This is a genomic window from Citrobacter sp. EC_71, assembly GCF_019584005.1.
Classification (GTDB): Bacteria; Pseudomonadota; Gammaproteobacteria; order Enterobacterales; family Enterobacteriaceae; genus Citrobacter; species Citrobacter werkmanii.
Window position 1 is genome coordinate 67,571 of the sequence record NZ_VDAY01000001.1, and the last position, 22,217, is coordinate 89,787.

At 53.6% G+C, this 22,217-nt stretch carries 18 protein-coding genes; 14 read left to right on the top strand and 4 right to left on the bottom strand.

What is annotated here, in order from left to right; genetic code table 11:
* Positions 1-321: 321 nt before the first annotated feature.
* The 5 genes from igaA to pckA all read left to right on the top strand — a co-directional run bounded on the left by igaA (position 322) and on the right by pckA (position 6,625).
* Positions 322-2,457, top strand: a complete 2,136-nt coding sequence (gene igaA / locus FHD02_RS00340; RefSeq protein WP_220393433.1) for an intracellular growth attenuator protein IgaA — start codon at positions 322-324, stop codon at positions 2,455-2,457.
* A 62-nt stretch (positions 2,458-2,519) separates the two neighbouring features.
* Positions 2,520-3,188 (top strand): GMP/IMP nucleotidase, encoded by a 669-nt coding sequence (gene yrfG / locus FHD02_RS00345; protein ID WP_042311923.1) that lies wholly within the window; start codon positions 2,520-2,522, stop codon positions 3,186-3,188.
* Between the two features lie 10 nt (positions 3,189-3,198).
* Positions 3,199-3,600 (top strand): ribosome-associated heat shock protein Hsp15, encoded by a 402-nt coding sequence (hslR, locus tag FHD02_RS00350; RefSeq protein ID WP_220393434.1) that lies wholly within the window; start codon positions 3,199-3,201, stop codon positions 3,598-3,600.
* Positions 3,601-3,624: 24 nt separating this feature from the next.
* Positions 3,625-4,503 (top strand): Hsp33 family molecular chaperone HslO, encoded by an 879-nt coding sequence (hslO, locus tag FHD02_RS00355; RefSeq protein ID WP_016157640.1) that lies wholly within the window; start codon positions 3,625-3,627, stop codon positions 4,501-4,503.
* A 499-nt stretch (positions 4,504-5,002) separates the two neighbouring features.
* On the top strand, positions 5,003-6,625 hold the full coding sequence (pckA, locus tag FHD02_RS00360) for a phosphoenolpyruvate carboxykinase (ATP) (protein WP_042311919.1): 1,623 nt from the start codon (positions 5,003-5,005) through the stop codon (positions 6,623-6,625).
* A gap of 72 nt (positions 6,626-6,697) precedes the next feature.
* On the opposite strand, the gene envZ is transcribed toward pckA, so the two are convergent.
* Both envZ and ompR read right to left on the bottom strand, forming a co-directional pair.
* A complete protein-coding gene (envZ, locus tag FHD02_RS00365) occupies positions 6,698-8,050 on the bottom strand; it encodes a two-component system sensor histidine kinase EnvZ (protein WP_042311918.1) in 1,353 nt (450 codons plus the stop codon).
* Positions 8,047-8,766 (bottom strand): two-component system response regulator OmpR, encoded by a 720-nt coding sequence (gene ompR, locus FHD02_RS00370; RefSeq protein ID WP_001157751.1) that lies wholly within the window; start codon positions 8,764-8,766, stop codon positions 8,047-8,049. The genes envZ and ompR overlap by 4 nt, the downstream gene beginning before the upstream one ends.
* 225 nt (positions 8,767-8,991) lie before the next feature.
* On the opposite strand from ompR, the gene greB reads away from it, so the two are divergent.
* The 6 genes from greB (at position 8,992) to FHD02_RS00400 (ending at position 16,230) form a co-directional block, all read left to right on the top strand.
* Positions 8,992-9,465 (top strand): transcription elongation factor GreB, encoded by a 474-nt coding sequence (gene greB, locus FHD02_RS00375; protein ID WP_003023524.1) that lies wholly within the window; start codon positions 8,992-8,994, stop codon positions 9,463-9,465.
* A gap of 98 nt (positions 9,466-9,563) precedes the next feature.
* Positions 9,564-11,897 (top strand): Tex family protein, encoded by a 2,334-nt coding sequence (locus FHD02_RS00380; protein ID WP_220393435.1) that lies wholly within the window; start codon positions 9,564-9,566, stop codon positions 11,895-11,897.
* 375 nt (positions 11,898-12,272) lie between these two features.
* Complete coding sequence (gene feoA / locus FHD02_RS00385) at positions 12,273-12,500, top strand: ferrous iron transporter A (protein WP_003023519.1); 228 nt, start codon at positions 12,273-12,275, stop codon at positions 12,498-12,500.
* 18 nt (positions 12,501-12,518) lie between these two features.
* The gene (feoB, locus tag FHD02_RS00390; RefSeq protein ID WP_220393436.1) at positions 12,519-14,837 is read left to right on the top strand and encodes a Fe(2+) transporter permease subunit FeoB; all 2,319 of its coding nucleotides are present in this window, start codon (positions 12,519-12,521) and stop codon (positions 14,835-14,837) included.
* Positions 14,838-14,848: 11 nt separating this feature from the next.
* Entirely contained in the window at positions 14,849-15,085 is a 237-nt protein-coding gene (feoC, locus tag FHD02_RS00395; RefSeq protein ID WP_038634895.1) for a [Fe-S]-dependent transcriptional repressor FeoC, read from the top strand.
* Positions 15,086-15,279: 194 nt separating this feature from the next.
* Positions 15,280-16,230: an Rpn family recombination-promoting nuclease/putative transposase gene (locus FHD02_RS00400; protein ID WP_220393437.1), complete on the top strand. Its 951-nt coding sequence runs from the start codon at positions 15,280-15,282 to the stop codon at positions 16,228-16,230.
* Between the two features lie 42 nt (positions 16,231-16,272).
* Here the strand turns inward: FHD02_RS00400 and bioH are convergent, their stop codons facing one another.
* The gene (bioH, locus tag FHD02_RS00405; RefSeq protein ID WP_220393438.1) at positions 16,273-17,043 is read right to left on the bottom strand and encodes a pimeloyl-ACP methyl ester esterase BioH; all 771 of its coding nucleotides are present in this window, start codon (positions 17,041-17,043) and stop codon (positions 16,273-16,275) included.
* Between the two features lie 37 nt (positions 17,044-17,080).
* On the opposite strand from bioH, the gene gntX reads away from it, so the two are divergent.
* The 3 genes from gntX (at position 17,081) to gntT (ending at position 20,083) form a co-directional block, all read left to right on the top strand.
* Positions 17,081-17,764: a DNA utilization protein GntX gene (gene gntX / locus FHD02_RS00410; RefSeq protein ID WP_137361520.1), complete on the top strand. Its 684-nt coding sequence runs from the start codon at positions 17,081-17,083 to the stop codon at positions 17,762-17,764.
* Positions 17,765-17,822: 58 nt separating this feature from the next.
* Positions 17,823-18,398, top strand: a complete 576-nt coding sequence (gene nfuA / locus FHD02_RS00415; RefSeq protein WP_003023509.1) for a Fe-S biogenesis protein NfuA — start codon at positions 17,823-17,825, stop codon at positions 18,396-18,398.
* A 368-nt stretch (positions 18,399-18,766) separates the two neighbouring features.
* Positions 18,767-20,083, top strand: coding sequence for a gluconate transporter (gntT, locus tag FHD02_RS00420; protein ID WP_003023507.1), 1,317 nt, complete (start codon positions 18,767-18,769; stop codon positions 20,081-20,083).
* A 46-nt stretch (positions 20,084-20,129) separates the two neighbouring features.
* Here the strand turns inward: gntT and malQ are convergent, their stop codons facing one another.
* Complete coding sequence (malQ, locus tag FHD02_RS00425; RefSeq protein WP_137361521.1) at positions 20,130-22,217, bottom strand: 4-alpha-glucanotransferase; 2,088 nt, start codon at positions 22,215-22,217, stop codon at positions 20,130-20,132.

A 22,217-nucleotide genomic window follows, 5' to 3' on the forward strand; every position in this document is an offset into this window, starting at 1 on the left:
GTGAGGATCTTTGCTGTGAAATCTGAGGTCATTGTGCGATATACCGCACGGTTTCGGCAACGTGAATTGCCGTTTATTTACATTTATGTAACGTACTAAAAGTTAATCCCTATTTCAAATTAAAAGTCAATAGGTTGAAATAACTCCAGGAATTTGCTGATATTCCATTTTTAGTGATTTTGCTATGATTCGCATTTACTGGGCTGCGCTTTAAGATGCTCAAGTTCAACTCCACACTTGCCGATAGCCAACTAAAGAATCACGAATATTGAACAGGGTGCGACTGACCACGCCTGACAGACTAAGTAAGATGGGGAAAGCATGAGCACCATTCTGATTTTTTTAGCTGCTTTGCTGGCCTGCTCATTGCTTGCAGGGTGGCGACTCAGAACGAAATCCAGACGGAAAAATTTACCCTTGAGCAACGTCTTTTCAGACGCCGCGAAGCGTAAACTTACGCCTGAAGAACGCAGCGCTGTCGAAAACTATCTCGAAAACCTGAGTCAAATTCAGCAAGTACCAGGTCCAACGGGCGCCAGCTCTGCGCCGGTATCGTTAACGCTGAATGCCCAAAGTAACAGCGTCATTGTGCTTACGCACGCGATTACACGTTACGGCATTACCACCGACGATCCTAACAAATGGCGCTATTATCTTGATTCCGTTGAGGTGCATTTGCCGCCTTTTTGGGAACAATACATCAATGACGAAAACAGCGTTGAGCTGATCCACACCAATACGTTGCCGCTGGTTATTTCGCTAAACGGCCACACGCTGCAGGAATATATGCAGGAAGCGCGTGGCTATGCGTTGCAGCATACCGCCTCTACCCAGGCGTCCATTCGCGGTGAAGAAAGTGAACAAATCGAACTACTGAATATTCGTCAGGAAACCCATGAAGAATATGCGCTCAGCCGCCCTTCTGGATTACGCGAAGCGTTACTGATCGCCGCATCATTCCTGCTGTTCTTTTTATGTTTAATCATCCCGGATACGTTTGTGCCGTGGGCAGTCGGTGGCGCGGTGCTGTTGCTGGGTGCAGGTCTGTGGGGGCTGTTCGCTCCGCCATCTAAAACTGCCCTGCGAGAAATTCATTGTCTGCGCGGGACACCGCGTCGCTGGGGATTGTTTGGCGAGAACGACCAGGAGCAAATTAACAATATCTCTCTGGGTATTATTGATCTGATCTACCCCCCTCACTGGCAGCCATACATTGCGCAGGATCTCGGTCAGCAAACGGATATCGATATTTATCTCGATCGCCACGTTGTTCGCCAGGGGCGTTTTTTATCCCTGCACGACGAAGTTAAAAATTTCCCGTTGCAACACTGGCTACGCAATGCCGTTATCGCAGGCGGTTCGCTGCTGGTGCTGCTGATGCTACTGTTCTGGATCCCGTTAGATATGCCGATAAAATTCACGCTTTCGTGGATGAAAGGTGCACAGACTATCGAAGCCACCAGCGTGAAACAACTTGAGAACGCGGGCGTCCGCGTGGGGGACACACTACACCTGAGCGGCACAGGTATGTGTAACATTCATACCCAGGGGAGCTGGAATACACAGCCCGCCACGCCGTTCATGCCTTTTGATTGCACGCAAATTATCTGGAATGACGCGCGCACGCTACCACTTCCAGAATCCGATCTGGTGAATAAAGCCACCGCGCTCACGCAGGCCGTAAACCGCCAGTTGCACCCCAAACCGGATGATGATTCCCGCGTCAGCGCGTCGTTACGTTCGGCAATCCAAAAGTCCGGCATGGTGTTACTGGACGATTTTGGTGAAATTGTCCTGAAAACAGCCGATTTGTGCGCAGCCAAAGATGAATGCGTACGCTTAAAAAATGCGCTGGTTAACCTCGGTAACAGTAAAGACTGGGCTGCGCTGGTGAAACGCGCTAACGCCGGAAAACTGGATGGCGTAAACGTGTTGTTGCGTCCAGTAAGCGCAGAGTCGCTGGATAATCTGGTGAATACCTCTACGGCGCCGTTTATTGCTCGCGAGACAGCGCGTGCGGCCCAGGCGCTGAATAGCCCTGCCCCTGGCGGTTTTTTGATTATCAGCGACGAAGGCAGCGATCTGGTGGATCAGCCCTGGCCGTCGACCTCTCTGTATGACTACCCGCCGCAAGAACAATGGAACGCCTTCCAGCGTCTGGCTCAGATGCTAATGCAAACACCATTTCGCGCGGAGGGGATTGTCACCAATATCTCTACCGACGCTAACGGTACTCAGCACATTGGCCTGCACCGAATCCCGGATCGTTCAGGATTATGGCGCTACCTTGGCACGACACTGCTGATGCTCTCCATGCTCGGATGCACTATCTATAACAGCGTTCAGGCATTCAGACGCTACCAGCGCCATCGTTCGCGCATCGCGGAAATTCAGAGCTACTACGAAAGTTGCCTCAACCCAACGCTGATTGATGACCCGGAAAGCCTGATTCGATAACACGCTCGCGCGCCAGGATATGCTACCCTGTCGCGCATCATGTTTTCTTCTGGGGAGTTTCCATGCATATCAATATTGCCTGGCAGGATGTCGACACTGTGTTGCTGGATATGGACGGCACGCTACTCGATCTGGCATTCGACAATTATTTCTGGCAAAAACTGGTGCCGGAAACCTACGGCGCGAAGCAGGGCATCTCTCCCCAGGAAGCCCAGGACTATATTCGCCAGCAGTATCATGCCGTGCAGCATACGCTAAACTGGTACTGCCTGGATTACTGGAGCGAGTGCCTGGATCTGGATATTTGCGCCATGACAACGGAACAAGGACCACGCGCCGTTTTGCGTGAAGATACCGTACCGTTTCTTGATGCTTTGAAAGCCAGCGGCAAGCGCCGTATTTTGCTCACCAACGCGCATCCGCATAACCTCGCGGTCAAGCTGGAGCATACCGGTCTGGCCTCGCACCTTGATTTATTACTTTCCACCCACACATTTGGTTATCCCAAAGAGGATCAGCGGTTATGGCACGCTGTGGCTGAAGAAACGGGAATGAGTGCAGAGAAGACGCTGTTTATTGACGATAGCGAACCCATTCTCGACGCCGCTGCTCTGTTCGGCATTCGTTACTGCCTCGGCGTAACCAATCCCGACTCAGGTATTGCGGAAAAACAGTACGCACGCCATCCGTCATTGAATGACTACCGCCGACTGATCCCCTCACTGATGTGAAGGAGACGCCATGAAAGAAAAGCCCTCTGCTGAAGTCAGGCTGGATAAATGGCTATGGGCCGCACGCTTTTATAAAACGCGTGCGCTGGCCCGTGAAATGGTTGAAGGCGGTAAGGTGCATTACAACGGCCAGCGCAGTAAGCCGAGCAAGATTGTCGAGCTGAACGCCACCCTCACCCTGCGCCAGGGAAATGACGAGCGAACGGTCATTATCAAGACCATTACCGAGCAGCGTCGCCCGGCCACGGAAGCCGTTACGCTGTATGAAGAAACCGCGGAAAGCGTGGAAAAACGCGAAAAAATGGCGCTGGCGCGTAAACTTAACGCGTTAACCATGCCGCACCCGGACAGACGACCGGACAAGAAAGAACGCCGCGACCTGTTACGATTTAAACACGGCGACAGCGAGTGACTGTCACCTGCAAGAGAGATGATTATGCCGCAACATGACCAATTACATCGTTATCTGTTTGAAAACTTTGCCGTGCGCGGCGAGCTGGTGACCGTTTCGGAAACCCTGCAACAGATCCTCGAAAACCATACTTACCCGCAGCCGGTCAAAAACGTGCTGGCTGAACTGCTGGTCGCCACCAGCCTGCTCACCGCTACGCTGAAGTTTGCTGGTGATATCACCGTACAACTGCAGGGCGATGGCCCGCTGAGCCTGGCCGTCATCAACGGCAACAACAATCAGCAGATGCGCGGCGTGGCCCGCATGCAGGGCGATATCCCTGAAGGCGCGGATCTGAAAACGCTGGTAGGCAACGGCTACCTGGTGATCACCATTACGCCGGAAGAAGGCGAGCGTTATCAGGGTGTGGTCGGTCTGGAAGGCGACACGCTGGCCGCCTGTCTGGAAGATTACTTCATGCGTTCTGAACAGCTGCCAACACGTCTGTTTATCCGTACTGGCGACGTCGATGGCAAACCCGCAGCTGGCGGAATGCTGCTGCAGGTGATGCCGGCGCAAAACGCGCAGGCAGATGATTTCGATCACCTGACCGCGCTGACCGAAACCATCAAAACGGAAGAGCTGTTGACGCTGCCAGCCAACGAAGTACTGTGGCGTTTGTACCACGAAGAGGAAGTCACCCTCTACGATCCGCAGGACGTTGAGTTCAAATGCACCTGTTCACGCGAACGCTGTGCAGGCGCACTGAAAACGCTGCCGGACGAAGAAGTGGACAGCATTCTGGCGGAAGAAGGCGAGATCGATATGCACTGCGATTACTGCGGTAGCCACTATCTGTTTAACGCCATGGATATTGCTGAGATCCGCAGCAACGCTTCTCCAGCAGACCCACAGGTCCATTAAGTTATTAGCCCGGTAGTGTACTCTGCCGGGCTAAATCCACTTGCTCATTCGCCCCCACCTGCCGCAGACCAATAGATCTCATACTTCAGCTAGTCGTGCGTGAAAGTTCAACGCTATCCATGTCGTCATCCAGCATCACGAGAAAGCCCCATAATCGCATCAACTTCACAATTTTGAGTATTGACTGACCTTTTTCGAACCATGACGACGGGAAGTGAATCGATATTGTTTATGTATGAGTTACGTATTTTTCTTACGTGAATGCGATTACACTCACAAGATTCCCGCCAAAAACACTCTCTATTAACGTTTTAAGAACATTTTCCACAACAAAAAAGGGTTTCCTGCCATAATATCTGCCTCTTTGTGACAGGAGTCGCAGCGCATTCGGTCGCCCGTGGTTTTTCCGGATGCGTAAATCTATGAGCCTTGTCGCGGTTAGCAATCCCAAAAAAACCTTACTATTCCAGGTAATACATATTGGCTAAGGAGCAGTGAAATGCGTGTGAACAACAGTTTAACCCCGCAAGATCTCAAGGCTTATGGTATCAATGACGTTCAGGATATCGTTTACAATCCCAGCTACGACCTGTTGTATCAGGAAGAACTTGATCCAAATCTGGAAGGTTATGAGCGTGGCGTGTTAACGGATCTGGGCGCCGTTGCTGTTGATACCGGTATCTTTACCGGGCGTTCGCCGAAGGATAAGTACATTGTCCGCGACGACACCACGCGAGATACGCTGTGGTGGTCAGACAAAGGTAAAGGCAAGAACGACAACAAACCGCTCTCCCCGGAAACCTGGCAACATCTGAAAGGGTTAGTCACCCAGCAACTCTCTGGCAAACGCCTGTTTATCGTTGACGCGTTCTGCGGCGCAAACGCCGATACCCGTCTTTCCGTGCGCTTCATTACCGAAGTTGCCTGGCAGGCGCATTTTGTCAAAAACATGTTCATCCGCCCAAGCGACGAAGAACTGGTTGATTTTAAACCTGATTTTATCGTAATGAACGGCGCTAAATGCACCAACCCGCAATGGAAAGAGCAGGGTCTGAACTCAGAAAACTTCGTGGCATTCAACCTGACTGAACGCATTCAGTTAATTGGTGGTACCTGGTACGGCGGCGAGATGAAAAAAGGGATGTTCTCCGTCATGAACTACCTGCTGCCGCTGAAGGGCATCGCCTCTATGCACTGCTCGGCAAACGTCGGGGAAAAAGGTGATGTGGCGGTCTTCTTTGGCCTGTCCGGCACCGGTAAAACCACGCTGTCCACCGACCCCAAACGCCGCCTGATCGGCGATGATGAACACGGTTGGGATGACGATGGCGTGTTTAACTTCGAAGGCGGTTGCTACGCCAAGACCATCAAACTGTCTAAAGAGGCCGAGCCGGAAATCTACAACGCGATCCGTCGTGACGCGCTGTTGGAAAACGTTACCGTGCGCGGAGATGGTTCCATCGATTTCGACGACGGTTCCAAAACCGAGAACACCCGTGTTTCCTACCCGATTTATCACATCGAGAATATTGTTAAGCCGGTGTCAAAAGCGGGTCATGCCACTAAGGTTATCTTCCTGACCGCCGACGCGTTTGGCGTGCTGCCGCCGGTTTCTCGCCTGACCGCCGATCAAACGCAGTACCACTTCCTGTCTGGCTTTACCGCTAAACTGGCCGGTACCGAGCGTGGCGTCACTGAACCGACCCCAACCTTCTCTGCTTGCTTTGGCGCAGCATTTTTGACGCTGCACCCAACGCAGTACGCAGAGGTGCTGGTGAAACGTATGCAGGCGGCAGGTGCGCAGGCGTATCTGGTTAACACCGGCTGGAACGGTACCGGTAAGCGTATCTCCATCAAAGATACTCGCGCGATTATCGACGCCATTCTGAACGGTTCACTGGACGACGCAGAAACATTCCGTCTGCCGATGTTTGACCTGGCTATCCCAACCGAACTGCCGGGCGTGGATACTCGCATTCTCGATCCGCGTAATACCTACGCATCACCGGAGCAGTGGCAGGAAAAAGCCAACGCACTGGCGAAACTGTTTATCGAGAACTTCGAGAAGTACACCGACACTCCAGCAGGTGAAGCACTGGTTAGCGCCGGGCCGAAGCTGTAATTGACGTTGCCGGATGGCGGTTTCGCCTTATCCGGCCTACAACAAAAGGGGAGGCATTTCGCCTCCCCTTTTTTATGCGTCTTTCGTGGTGCCCTGCGCACGAGTGAAGGGCACCGGAAGCCAGGCGCGAATCGACAACCCACCCCGCTCGCTGGTGCCAATTTCCAACATACCGTTATGGTTATCGATAATACGCTGCACAATCGCCAGCCCCAGACCGGTACCGCTGGTACTACGCGCGCTGTCCCCGCGGACAAACGGTTGGAACAGATGTTTACGCTGCTCCGGCTTGATACCCGGACCATCATCTTCCACCTGGAACCAGGCGCGATGCGGCTCCATACCGCTACTGACCTTAATCCAGCCGTTACCATAGCGGGCGGCATTAACCACCATATTGGCAACCGCACGCTTGATCGACAGCGGATGCATCTTCACCTGAATGTTGCCCGGCAGCAGCGCAGTCTCAATTTCACGCTCATAGCCGCTTTCCGCCGCGACCACTTCGCCTAACACCGAGTTCAGATCTGCCATCTCCATCGGCATCTCCTGACCGGTACGCAGATAATCGATAAACTGCTCGATGATGGCGTTACACTCCTCGATGTCCTTATTGATGGACTCCGCAAGATAACCGTCCTCTTCGCCCATCATTTCCGTCGCCAGACGAATACGCGTCAGCGGGGTACGTAAATCGTGGCTCACGCCCGCCATTAACAGCGTACGGTCATCGGCCAGTTGCTTCACACCTGCGGCCATATGGTTAAAGGCTCGGGTTACGGAGCGCACCTCTGAGGCGCCATACTCACGCAACGGCGGCGGAATGATACCTTTCCCTACCTGCAACGCCGCATGTTCAAGATCCACCAGCGGTCGGTTCTGAATACGAATAAATAGCCATGCGCCGCCAATGGCCAGCAGCATGATCGCCAACGTATAGCGGAACAGCGGCGAGAAATCACCCTGATGGATTTCAGTGAGCGGCACACGTACCCAGATATTGGGCGACAGCCAGGTTTTCAGCCACACGACCGGCGAGCTTTTGTTGACCTCAACGCGGACTTCGGTCGGGCCACCCAACTGCTGCGCCATCTGATGGCTTAAGAATTCATAGTGTTGCGCCCAACGCAGTCCGGCCTCTTCAGCGGCCTCGTTGGAATAGAGGGAAATACCCAACTCACGATAAATTTCCCGACGAAACGCGGGAGGCACCACCAGTTGTGTACCGTCCTCCAGCTGCAGTTTATCGGTCATCAGCATACGAACTTCGTAGGCCAGGACCTTATTAAACTGCTGGAGGCTCGGCAAAATCGCGAAGTTCAGCACGACCAGATAAGTCGTCACCAGGCTGGCAAACAGCAAGGTGACGATGAGCAATAATGTGCGGGCAAACGAACTTCGTGGCGAGAAGCGCATTCGCCTCATGCTTTAGAACCGTCCGGAACAAAAACGTAGCCCAGGCCCCATACGGTCTGAATATAACGCGGATGCGCCGGATCTTCTTCCACCATACGGCGCAGACGAGAAATCTGTACGTCGATAGAACGTTCCATCGCCGAGTATTCACGACCACGGGCCAGGTTCATCAGCTTGTCGCGAGAGAGCGGCTCACGCGGGTGGCTTACCAGCGCTTTCAGTACCGCAAACTCCCCGCTGGTGAGCGGCATCGGCTCATCTTCGCGGAACATTTCACGCGTACCGAGGTTCAGTTTGAACTTACCAAAGGCAATAACCGCCTCTTCCTGAGAAGGTGCGCCCGGCAGTTCGTTCGCCTGACGACGCAGTACGGCACGAATACGCGCCAGCAGTTCACGCGGGTTAAACGGTTTCGGAATGTAATCGTCAGCGCCGATTTCCAGCCCTACGATACGATCAACTTCTTCACCCTTCGCGGTCACCATAATGATCGGCATCGGGTTGCTTTGGCTGCGCAGGCGACGGCAAATAGACAGGCCGTCTTCACCCGGCAGCATTAAATCCAGCACCATCAGGTGGAAGGACTCACGGGTCAGCAGACGATCCATCTGCTCAGCGTTTGCGACGCTTCGAACCTGGAAGCCCTGCTCGGTCAGATAACGTTCCAGAAGCGCACGTAAGCGCATGTCGTCATCGACCACCAGAATCTTATAGTTCTCTTGCATTGTTATTACTCCCAAAGGTTCGCAACAATTAAGTGTATATTCTTAAGAAAGCTCACGTGAGTCACCAGCGAATTCTGGTATGAATTCCAGGCTAAATTGTTACAAAGCATATTAAACAGCAGCTTAAGTATACAATGTTTCTCGCAATACATTATTTATTCTGTTGATATGCTCACGTAATACTAATTGTGCGCATCATCACAGAGTCGAAGGTAAAACAATAAGATGAAAACGCCCCTGATAACCCGTGAAGGGTATGAAAAACTCAAACAAGAGCTGAATTATCTCTGGCGTGAAGAGCGCCCGGAAGTCACCAAAAAGGTCACCTGGGCCGCAAGTCTGGGCGACCGCAGCGAAAATGCCGACTACCAGTATAATAAAAAGCGCCTGCGCGAGATCGACCGCCGCGTTCGTTATTTGACCAAGTGCATGGAAAATCTGAAAATCGTCGATTACTCCCCGCAACAGGAAGGCAAAGTCTTCTTCGGCGCATGGGTCGAGATTGAAAATGACGATGGCGACATCCGCAAATTCCGCATTGTCGGCTACGATGAGATCTTCGGTCGTAAAGATTACATCTCTATCGATTCGCCAATGGCGCGGGCGCTGCTGAAAAAAGAGGTCGGCGATCTCGCGGTAGTCAACACCCCTGGCGGCGAAGCCAGTTGGTATGTAAACGAGATCGAATACGTGAAGTGAGACCGGAACAATCCGAAGCCCCCGTAGATGACTGGCATTTTTGCCAGTCAATCCGTATAACTATCCCCTGATTTTTTATCCTATAGACGAAGCTATCCATGATGAATGATTCTTTCTGCCGCATTATCGCAGGTGAAATTCAGGCTCGTGCTGAACAGGTAGAAGCTGCCGTTCGCCTGCTTGATGAAGGGAACACCGTGCCGTTTATCGCACGTTATCGTAAGGAAATCACCGGCGGTCTGGACGATACGCAATTGCGTAATCTGGAGACCCGTCTGGGATATCTGCGTGAACTGGAAGACCGCCGTCAGGCGATCCTGAAATCTATCGGCGAGCAAGGCAAACTGACCGATGATCTGGCGAATGCGATCAACGGTACGTTAAGTAAGACCGAACTCGAAGATCTCTATCTGCCGTACAAACCCAAGCGCCGCACCCGTGGGCAAATCGCCATTGAAGCCGGGCTGGAGCCGCTGGCTGACCTGCTGTGGAACGACCCCTCACACGACCCGGAAACGGAAGCCGCAAAATACCTTAACGCCGAAAACGGCGTGGCGGATACCAAAGCCGCCCTCGACGGCGCACGCTACATTCTGATGGAGCGATTCGCAGAAGACGCCGCGCTGCTGGCGAAAGTGCGTGATTATCTGTGGAAAAACGCCCACCTGGTCGCCACCGTGGTAAGCGGTAAAGAAGAGGAAGGCGCTAAGTTCCGCGACTACTTCGATCACCACGAGCCGATTTCTACAGTACCATCCCACCGTGCGCTGGCCATGTTCCGTGGTCGTAACGAAGGCGTGTTGCAACTTTCACTGAATGCCGATCCGCAATTCGATGAGCCACCAAAAGAGAGCCACGGCGAGCAGATTATCCAGGATCACCTGGGACTGCGTCTGAACAACGCCCCAGCAGACAGCTGGCGTAAAGGCGTGGTTAGCTGGACCTGGCGCATCAAAGTGCTGATGCACCTTGAAACCGAGCTGATGGGTACCGTGCGCGAACGTGCGGAAGACGAAGCAATTAACGTATTTGCTCGTAACCTGCATGACCTGCTGATGGCCGCTCCGGCCGGACTGCGCGCCACTATGGGCCTCGATCCTGGTCTGCGTACCGGTGTGAAAGTGGCTGTGGTTGACGGTACCGGCAAACTGGTCGCTACCGATACCATTTATCCGCATACCGGTCAGGCCGCCAAAGCCGCCGTCGCCGTTGCGGCGTTGTGTGAAAAATACAACGTTGAGCTGGTGGCGATTGGTAACGGTACGGCGTCGCGCGAAACCGAGCGTTTCTTCCTAGACGTACAGAAACAGTTCCCGAAAGTTACCGCGCAGAAAGTGATCGTCAGCGAAGCCGGCGCGTCAGTGTACTCCGCTTCAGAGCTGGCGGCGCTGGAGTTCCCGGACCTCGATGTTTCGCTGCGTGGGGCGGTGTCTATCGCCCGTCGTCTACAGGATCCGCTGGCTGAGCTGGTGAAAATCGATCCGAAATCTATCGGCGTGGGCCAGTATCAGCACGACGTCAGCCAGACGCAGCTGGCACGTAAGCTGGATGCGGTAGTGGAAGACTGTGTAAACGCCGTCGGCGTGGATCTGAACACCGCCTCCGTACCGCTGCTGACCCGCGTGGCGGGCCTGACGCGCATGATGGCGCAGAACATCGTGGCCTGGCGTGACGAGAACGGCCAGTTCCAGAACCGTCAGCAACTGCTCAAAGTCAGCCGTCTGGGCCCTAAAGCCTTTGAACAGTGCGCGGGTTTCCTGCGTATCAACCACGGCGATAATCCGCTGGATGCCTCCACCGTTCACCCGGAAGCGTATCCGATTGTGGAACGCATTCTGGCCGCCACCGAGCAATCGCTGCGCGATCTGATGGGCAACAGCAGCGAACTGCGCAATCTGAAAGCTGCTGATTTTACCGACGAACGTTTCGGGGTACCAACCGTCACCGACATTATCAAAGAGCTGGAAAAACCGGGCCGCGACCCGCGTCCTGAATTCAAAACCGCACAGTTTGCTGATGGCGTAGAAACCATGAACGATCTACAACCGGGGATGATTCTGGAAGGGGCTGTCACCAACGTCACTAACTTCGGCGCATTTGTCGATATCGGCGTACACCAGGATGGTCTGGTGCATATCTCTTCACTGTCGAATAAGTTTGTCGAAGATCCACACACCGTGGTGAAAGCGGGTGATATTGTGAAGGTAAAAGTGCTGGAAGTAGACCTGCAGCGTAAGCGTATCGCGCTGACTATGCGTCTGGATGAGCAGCCAGGCGAAACCAACGCGCGTCGCAGCAGCGGAAATAGCGATCGTACTCAGGGCAATCGTCCGGCACCAAAAGCCGCGAAACCTCGTGGCCGTGACGCTCAGCCTGCGGGCAACAGCGCGATGATGGATGCGCTGGCAGCGGCAATGGGTAAAAAGCGCTAAGTTTGGATCATGTGCCGGATAGCGGTGTAAATACCGTATCCGGCATATTTACTATATTATCTTCTCTCTTCCTCATTATATTTATCACTTCATTAACAGATGAAACCTTAATTAAACATTAAGGATTTCAATAATTGCTGCCGCAAATCATTCGCCCCCAACCAGAATAAATATTGAGGAATATCAAAATTGGCTCAAATTATTATCTAATTGTACATTCCGTCACACTTATTCTATTGATGATAGAAACCATTCTCATTATCATTGGTTTGTTGATTATTTACTCTTTCCTTACGTTGGCTAATCATCTGGTCTCATGCCGCCCTGTCGCCCCATGAGGTAATCACCCAGTTAGCGAGATATAAGTAGGTCCCTATGCAATTCACTCCTGACAGTGCGTGGAAAATTACCGGTTTTGCCCGTGAAATCAGCCCGGCTTATCGTCAGAAATTGTTGTCACTTGGCATGCTACCCGGCTCATCCTTCAACGTGGTTCGCGTCGCCCCGCTCGGCGATCCTATCCATATTGAAACGCGTCGCGTAAGTCTGGTATTGCGTAAAAAGGATTTGGCGTTATTAGAAGTGGAAGCGGTGTCCTGTTAATACAGTGAGTCTATAAAAATGAAAAAACTAACCATTGGTTTAATTGGTAATCCTAATTCCGGCAAGACAACCTTATTCAACCAGCTCACCGGCGCGCGTCAGCGTGTAGGCAACTGGGCTGGCGTTACCGTTGAACGCAAAGAAGGTCATTTCGCCACGACGGACCATCAGGTCACGCTGGTCGACTTACCCGGCACCTATTCACTGACGACAATCTCATCACAGACCTCTCTCGATGAGCAAATCGCCTGTCACTACATTTTAAGCGGCGACGCGGATCTGTTGATCAACGTGGTCGATGCCTCAAACCTTGAGCGCAACCTCTACCTGACGTTGCAACTGCTTGAGCTGGGTATTCCCTGTATCGTCGCCCTGAACATGCTGGATATTGCTGAGAAACAGCAAATCCGTATTGATATCGACGCTCTCTCCGCCCGTCTTGGCTGCCCGGTGGTTCCGCTGGTCTCCACCCGCGCCCGCGGCATTGAAGCGCTGAAACTGGCGATCGATCGCTATAAAGAAAACGACACCGTCGAACTGGTGCATTATGCCCAGCCGCTGCTACAGGAAGCCGATTCCCTCGCTGACGCGATGGCCAAAGATAAGCCGCTAAAACAGCGCCGCTGGCTGGGCCTGCAAATGCTGGAAGGCGATATCTACAGCCGTGCCTACGCCGGTGACGCCGCGCAAAACCTCGATGCCGCTATTGCGCGCCTGAGCGAAACAATGGACGATCCCGCGCTGCATATCGCCGATGCGCGTTACCAATGCATCGCCGCAATCTGCGATACCGTCAGTAATACCCTGACGGCAGAGCCGAGCCGTTTCACCACCGCGGTGGATAAAATTGTCCTCAACCGCTTCCTCGGGCTGCCGATTTTCCTGTTCGTGATGTACCTGATGTTCCTGCTCGCCATTAACATTGGCGGCGCACTGCAGCCGTTATTCGATGTGGGTTCCGTGGCGCTCTTTATTCATGGTATTCAATGGATTGGCTATACGCTGCACTTCCCGGATTGGCTGACCATCTTCCTGGCGCAAGGACTTGGCGGCGGGATCAACACCGTGCTGCCGTTGGTGCCGCAAATCGGCATGATGTACCTGTTCCTCTCCTTCCTTGAAGACTCCGGTTACATGGCGCGCGCTGCGTTTGTAATGGACCGTCTGATGCAGGCGCTGGGACTGCCGGGCAAATCGTTTGTCCCGCTGATCGTCGGCTTTGGCTGCAACGTACCGTCGGTGATGGGTGCCCGTACGCTGGATGCCCCACGTGAACGTCTGATGACCATTATGATGGCACCGTTTATGTCCTGTGGCGCACGTCTGGCGATTTTCGCCGTCTTTGCCGCGGCTTTCTTTGGTCAGAACGGTGCGCTGGCGGTCTTCTCGTTGTACGTACTGGGTATCATCATGGCGGTGCTGACCGGTCTGATGCTCAAACATACCATCATGCGTGGCGAAGCAACGCCGTTCGTGATGGAGCTGCCGGTGTACCATGTGCCGCACATCAAGAGCCTGATTATTCAGACCTGGCAACGTCTGAAAGGCTTCGTGCTGCGTGCCGGTAAAGTCATTATCATCGTCAGTATTTTCCTCAGCGCGTTTAACAGCTTCTCGCTGAGCGGGAAAATCGTCGATAACATCAACGACTCTGCTCTGGCTTCCGTCAGCCGCGTCATCACCCCCGTCTTCAAGCCGATCGGCGTTCACGAAGATAACTGGCAGGCAACCGTAGGTCTGTTCACCGGTGCGATGGCAAAAGAGGTGGTTGTCGGTACGCTGAACACGCTCTATACCGCAGAAAATATTCAGGAAGAAGAGTTCAATCCGGCAGATTTCCACCTCGGTGACGAGCTGTTCAGTGCGGTGGATGAAACCTGGCAAAGCCTGAAAGACACCTTCAGCCTGAGCGTTCTGGCCAACCCTATCGAAGCCAGCAAAGGCGACGGCGAGATGGCTACAGGCGCAATGGGCGTGATGGGCGAGAAATTTGGCAGCGCCGCCGCCGCATACAGCTACCTGATTTTCGTTCTGCTGTATGTCCCGTGCATTTCAGTGATGGGGGCTATCGCACGTGAATCCAGCCGTGGCTGGATGGGCTTCTCGATCCTGTGGGGCCTGAACATCGCTTATTCACTGTCAACGCTGTTTTATCAGACCGTCAGCTACAAAGAGCATCCGACTTACAGTCTTGTGTGCATCTTAGCCGTCATTCTGTTTAACATCGTATTGCTGGGTCTGCTACGCCGTGCCCGCAGCCGGGTGGATCTCTCACTGCTGTCAACCAACAGAACGGCTAGCTCCTGCTGTTCCAGCACCACTGGCGATTGCCACTAAGGTTGTCAACAATGGCATCGCTTATTCAGGTTCGTGATTTACTGGCGCTGCGGGGGCGTATGGAGGCAAAGCAAATTAGCCACACGCTGCATACCCCGCAGCCAATGATTGACGCCATGCTGAATCAGTTAGAAAAGATGGGCAAAGCGGTGCGGATTCAGGAAGATGCCGATGGGTGTCTGTCCGGAAGCTGCAAGAGTTGCCCGGAAGGTAAAGCCTGCCTGCGCGAGTGGTGGGCGTTGCGCTAGTTTGCCGCTTCTGCCGGATACAGTGTTTATGCTGATATCCGGCTTTTTGCGTAACGGCTCCCACAACCATTTCACTGTTTCAGCAAAACAGATCTATCCCTCAGCCTTTCGCGCAGAACTATCAACTCGTGGATGATTACCGTCGATCGGGCAAGTAGAGTCTCGTCATCTTATTTCTCCGGTGACGGATCGCCATGAATACTGACTCGACAGCTACGCCGCATGACGCGATTTTCAAAACGTTTTTGAACCACCCCTCGACCGCCCGCGATTTCCTGCAACTTCATCTACCCGACTCTTTGCGCGCACTTTGCGATCTGAACACACTGCAACTGGAATCGGGCAGCTTTATTGAAGACGATTTGCGCGCGTACTATTCCGATGTATTGTGGTCGTTGAAAACTCGCGAAGGCGATGGCTACATTTACACCATCATTGAACATCAGAGTACCGCAGATGCTCATATGGCATTTCGCCTCATGCGCTACGCCATTGCCGTAATGCAACGTCATCTGGACGCGGGCCATAAGAAACTACCGTTGGTAATCCCCATACTTTTTTATCATGGTACCGTCAGCCCATATCCATATTCACTCTGCTGGCTGGACGAATTTGCCGACCCGAAGTCTGCCAGACCACTTTATGCCACAGCATTTCCACTGGTCGATATCACCGTTGTGCCCGATGACGAGATCATGCAGCATCGCCGGATGGCGTTGCTGGAACTCATCCAAAAACATATTCGTAAACGCGATTTGATGGGGTTAGTAGAAAAGCTCGCCATCCTGCTTGTTAAAGGACACGCTAATGACAACCAATTGAAAGCACTGTTTAATTACCTGATGCAGGCTGGGAACACCGCGCATTTTAGCGAATTTATTCACCAGGTCGCCGAACGTTTACCTCAACACAAGGAAAAGTTGATGACTATTGCCGAAAGATTACGTCAGGAAGGGCACCTTAATGGTCTACAGGAAGGTCATAGGAAAGGGTTACAAGAGGGGCTACAAACGGGCTTGCAACAAGGCAAACGTGAGGAAGCTTTACGCATTGCAACAACCATGCTGGCTGATGGCATAGACCCGCTAACCATCTGCAGAATCACCGGCCTGACCGCTGAGGATCTGCCTACGTACAGCCATTAATCACCAGCCCGGCAGAATGGCTCCCCGGGTAACACAACGGATTTATAGCCGCTGTTTTAATGCTACGAGTGCAGCACAGAACTCCCCAGGATGTGAGATAAACGGCGCATGTGCGGCTTTGGCAAACACTAAAGATTCGCTCAGTGGCCACTGCGCATCAAGCATCGGGACGACTTTGCGCGGAACCAAACCATCAAGATAACCGTACATCCGCAGGAAAGGCATTCCCACAGAGCATAACGGCTCACGCAGATCGACCGTTTTCAGGATCTCCAGCCCGCCATTAAGCACCGCGACGTCCGGCATGGGTAAAGCCAGCACCGTTTTCTTCAGCGCTCGCGCATCCTGACGCGCGGTTTCCGTGCCCATCGTTTGTAGCGCCAGAAAACGTTCCACCGTACGCTGGAAATCTTCGCTCAACTGCTGTTGGAAGCCTGCCAGCACTTCCGGCTTAATGCCCGGCCATTCAGCGCGCGCGCTAAAGCAAGGTGAAGACGCGACGGTCACCAACGCCTGAACACGCTCAGGGTGCGTTAACGCCACCTGACTTGCGACCAGCCCGCCAAGACTCCAGCCGAGCCAGATAGCGTTCTCCGGCGCCTGTCTTAATACCCGTTCAGCCATCTCTTCCAGCGACATTGCGCCGAAACCCTGACTGCGACCAAATCCCGGCAAGTCGACAAGGTGCAGCGTAAAATGCGAGCTCAGTTCCTCACTTATGCAATGCCATACTTCCGCATTCAGTCCCCATCCGTGCAGCAGCACAAGATGGCAATTTCCCGAACCCTGGGTCTGCCACCAGATGTCATTCATCAGTTATTGTTCTCTTTTAGCCTGAAAGGATGCATCTATGCTAACAGTACCAGGATTGTGCTGGCTATGCCGAATGCCGTTGACGTTGGGGCACTGGGGGATCTGTTCGGTTTGCTCGCGGGCAACGCGTCCCCCCCTCAGCCGATGTCCTCAATGCGGACTACCTGCCGCGCATCCTTCGCTTCCCTGCGGCCGTTGCCTGCAAAAACCCCCGCCGTGGCAGCGTCTGATCGCCGTCAGTGACTATATTCCTCCGCTGAGCGGACTTATCCACCAGTTTAAGTTTTCACGCCGCAGCGAAATGGCCATTGCCCTTTCACGTTTACTGTTGCTGGAGGTATTACAGGCCCGGCGCGTCAGCGGTCTTCCTCTGCCGGACAGGATCGTTAGCGTCCCGCTCTGGCAACGTCGACACTGGCGCAGAGGATTTAATCAGAGCGACTTACTGTGTCGCCCTTTGGCACACTGGCTTGGCTGCGACTGGGACAGGCAGGCCATCACACGGGTTCGGGCCACCGCTACACAACACCATCTCAGCGCCAGATTACGCAAACGTAACCTGAAAAATGCCTTTCGCCTTGAATTGCCAGTGCAGGGACTCCATATGGTTATTGTGGATGATGTCGTCACTACCGGAAGTACCGTCGCGGAAATCGCGCAGCTGCTTTTGCGCAACGGCGCGGCGACTGTCCAGGTATGGTGCCTGTGTCGAACCTTGTAGAGCCTCGATGATGGGCGTATTATAACCAAGTAAAATAGTCAACTATTAGGCCATTACTATGATCCATATTTCCGATGCTGCACAAGCGCACTTTGCCAAACTGCTGGCAAATCAGGAAGAAGGGACACAAATTCGCGTATTTGTGATTAATCCCGGCACGCCTAACGCTGAATGCGGCGTTTCTTATTGTCCGCCAGACGCCGTGGAAGCAACCGACACCGCCATTAAATTTGACCTGCTGACCGCATATGTTGATGAACTGAGCGCACCGTATCTGGAAGATGCAGAAATCGATTTCGTTACCGACCAGTTAGGCTCCCAGCTGACGCTGAAAGCGCCAAACGCCAAAATGCGTAAAGTTGCCGATGATGCGCCGCTGATGGAACGCGTAGAGTACATGCTGCAATCGCAGATCAACCCACAGCTGGCAGGCCATGGCGGCCGTGTCTCTCTGATGGAGATCACCGATGAAGGCTACGCCATTCTGCAATTTGGCGGCGGCTGTAACGGCTGTTCAATGGTAGATGTAACGCTGAAAGAAGGTATCGAGAAACAGCTGCTGGCTGAATTCCCTGAACTGAAAGGCGTTCGCGATTTAACCGAACACCAGCGCGGTGAGCACTCTTACTACTAAGCCCTAAGCTGTAGCGTTGCCGTAGGCCCGATAAGACGCACCCGCGTCGCTATCGGGCATTGCTGCCGAATGGCAGCGTAACGGCCTACAACCCTGCATTTCTCTGCCTATGCCCTGCAACAATCCCCTGCATAATTTGACCAGCCTCTCATAATTTAAATTTTGCCTGCCCAGGTGATTTTCAAGCGCTGCATGTTACCCGTATCATTCGTATCAGCACCTAACACACACATAATAGCCAGCTAAACTGATTAGTTTTGAAGGTAATCAGCATTGGTGCTGTAAATACTCTGTTCCCGGTCGGGACAATCGGAATTTGTCATCTAAACACTGACGTTACCCATAACAAAGTAAAGGCCAGGTAAATCATGCCATTAGTCATCGTTGCTATCGGTGTAATCTTGTTACTCCTCCTGATGATCCGTTTCAAAATGAACGGCTTCATCGCTCTCGTCCTGGTGGCGCTTGCTGTCGGATTGATGCAAGGGATGCCACTGGATAAAGTCATCGGTTCGATTAAAGCCGGCGTCGGCGGAACCCTTGGCAGCCTCGCCCTGATTATGGGTTTTGGCGCCATGCTGGGCAAAATGCTGGCGGACTGCGGTGGCGCACAGCGCATCGCTACCACGCTGATTGCTAAATTCGGCAAAAAACACATTCAGTGGGCGGTGGTATTAACCGGTTTCACCGTCGGTTTCGCCCTGTTCTACGAAGTCGGCTTCGTACTGATGCTGCCGCTGGTGTTCACGATTGCCGCAGCCGCAAATATCCCGCTGCTGTACGTCGGCGTACCGATGGCTGCTGCGCTGTCCGTCACGCACGGCTTCCTGCCGCCGCACCCGGGTCCGACTGCTATCGCCACCATTTTCCACGCAGATATGGGCAAAACCCTGCTGTTTGGTACGATTCTGGCCATCCCGACTGTGATTCTCGCCGGTCCGGTGTACGCGCGCTTCCTGAAAGGCATCGATAAGCCAATCCCGGAAGGTTTATACAGCGCAAAAACCTTCACTGAAGAAGAGATGCCAGGCTTTGGCGTCAGCGTCTGGACCTCTCTGGTTCCGGTTATCCTGATGGCGATGCGCGCCGTCGCGGAGATGATTCTGCCAAAAGGTCATGCTTTCCTGACGGTGGCAGAATTCCTTGGCGACCCGGTCATGGCTACGCTTATCGCGGTGCTGATTGCGATGTTCACTTTTGGTCTGAACCGTGGACGTTCGATGGATCAGATTAACGACACGCTGGTGTCCTCAATCAAAATCATCGCGATGATGCTGTTAATCATCGGTGGTGGCGGTGCTTTCAAACAGGTTCTGGTTGATAGCGGCGTGGACAAATACATCGCTTCAATGATGCACGGTTCGAACGTTTCTCCGCTGCTGATGGCATGGTCTATCGCTGCGGTACTGCGTATCGCGCTGGGTTCCGCGACCGTTGCAGCTATCACCGCAGGTGGGATTGTGGCGCCGCTGATTGCGACAACCGGCGTAAGCCCTGAGCTGATGGTTATTGCAGTCGGTTCCGGTTCCGTCATTTTCTCCCACGTGAACGATCCTGGCTTCTGGCTGTTCAAGGAGTACTTCAACCTGACTATCGGTGAGACCATCAAGTCATGGTCAATGCTGGAGACCATTATCTCCGTCTGCGGTCTGGTGGGTTGTCTGCTACTGGGTATGGTGGTTTAACCCCTACATATCCCAGACAAAAAAGCCGGGGAAATCCCCGGCTTTTTTACTTCTTCTTCGCAGCGGCTTTGCGGCGCTTATCCAAATCCTTAATCAGCTTGTTCACCCCGTCATCGGCAAACATCTGCTCCAACGTGGCGGTGAGCTTACGCCGCCAGTTTTTGTACTGGTCGCTGGTCCCCGGGATGTTGACCGGATCCGCCATTCCTAACCAGTCCTCCGGTTGCAGGCCCAGCAGCGCACTATTGCTGTCAGCGATGTAGCGTTGCATGCCACGATTAAGAATCGGCGTCATCGACATCAATGAGGCCTTGTGACCCGCACGTTTTGGCAGACAACCATATTTGTGCAGCGCGTCCAGCAGCCCCTGTTTGGCCAGTTCTCTGTCCTGATACAAGCCACGCAGTACGACTTCATCAGGATATAGCCCCAGCGCTTTACCCAGCGTCAGATCGCCGCTATCCCAATAACCTTTAAGTGTAGGAAGGTCATGCGTCGCCGCGACTGCCATTGATTGTTCCGGGTACGCTTTCGGCGCACGGAAGTTTTTCTCATGGTCATTCTCAAAATAAAGCACTTTGTAGGAGTACACGCCGCTATCGCGCAGCTTGCTGACGATCTCCACCGGCACCGTACCCAAATCTTCACCAATCACCATGCAGTGATGACGTTTACTTTCCAGTGCCAGAATTGAAAGCAGGTCGTCGACCGGATAATGCACGTAGGCACCGTGATCGGCCGTTTCACCGTAAGGGATCCACCACAGACGCAGCATCGACATAACATGGTCGATACGCAGCGCACCGCAGTTCTGCATATTGGCGCGCAGCAGTTCGATAAACGGTTCGTAAGCACGTGCCGTGATGATGTGCGGATCCATCGGCGGCAGCCCCCAGTTTTGCCCCAGCGGACCGAGAATATCCGGCGGCGCGCCAACCGAGGCTTTCAGGCAGTACAGCTCGCGGTCGCACCAGGTTTCCGCCCCGCCTTCAGCCACGCCAACCGCCAGGTCGCGATACAGCCCGACAGGCATCGCAAAGCCCTGGCTGGTTTTCCAGCAGTCAGCGAACTGGGTATACGCCAGCCACTGAAGCCACAGGTAGAAGTCCACGTCATCACGATGCGCTTCGCAGAACTGTTTGACCTCTGGCGAGTCCACCGACTGGAAAGCCTCTGGCCACACCGGCCAGCCCCAGCGCAAGGCGTCTTCTTTCACCTGATGTGCATGCAGAGCGTCAAAGGCCGCCTGCCAGTACAGGCTATCGCCTTCCTGAGCCACAAACTGGCGAAATGCCGCCATCTGCTCATCATCGCGCGCAGAGAAGCTTTTCCACGCCATACGTAGCGCGGTCATCTTTAGTGCGGTAACGGTAGAGTAATCAACCCATACGGCGTCGCGCGCGCGTTGCAGGGCTTGCTGAGTCGCCGGCTTCTGCCACCAGGCCTGCGCCTCTTTGCTGTGGTGGAAATCGTCTACTGCATTGACATCAATATAAATAATATTCAGCCAGCGGCGTGACGACGGACTGTATGGACTTGCACTTTCCGGGTTCGCCGGATACAGCGCATGAATAGGATTCAGGCCGATAAACGCGCCGCCGCGTTGTGCCACATCCACCAACATGGCGCGGAGATCGCCAAAGTCGCCAATCCCCCAGTTTTTTTCTGAACGTAGGGTGTAAAGCTGAACGCATGCCCCCCACAGCTTCTGCCCGGCCAACAATGCCTGCGGTTCATAACAGCGTTTCGGCGCCACGATGATGCGGCAATGGGCACGCAACTCCCCCTGAGTCAGGGTAAGCGTGTGATACCCCTCCGGCAGCTTCGCCGGAAGGTTGAAAGATTTACCGCCGACGGCATGCCCTTTGTGCTGTACACCCTCTTCGGTAGTTAGCAGCCAGTTAAACTCTCCACTTCCCTCAACCGCCAACGGCATTTTTTTACCAGCGGTATAAACCATGACGTTCGGCACCGGAGTCACCGCCACCTTCGTGGCGGCGGTGGTGCGATGCATGGCGTCAAGCAAACGCCGCTTGGTTTCGGCGCCAATAGACTGCGGTTTACCGTGGGCATTAATGTAATTAGGGCTGATCCCCGCCGCCAGCGCGGCATTATCCAGACGTTTGCTTTCCAT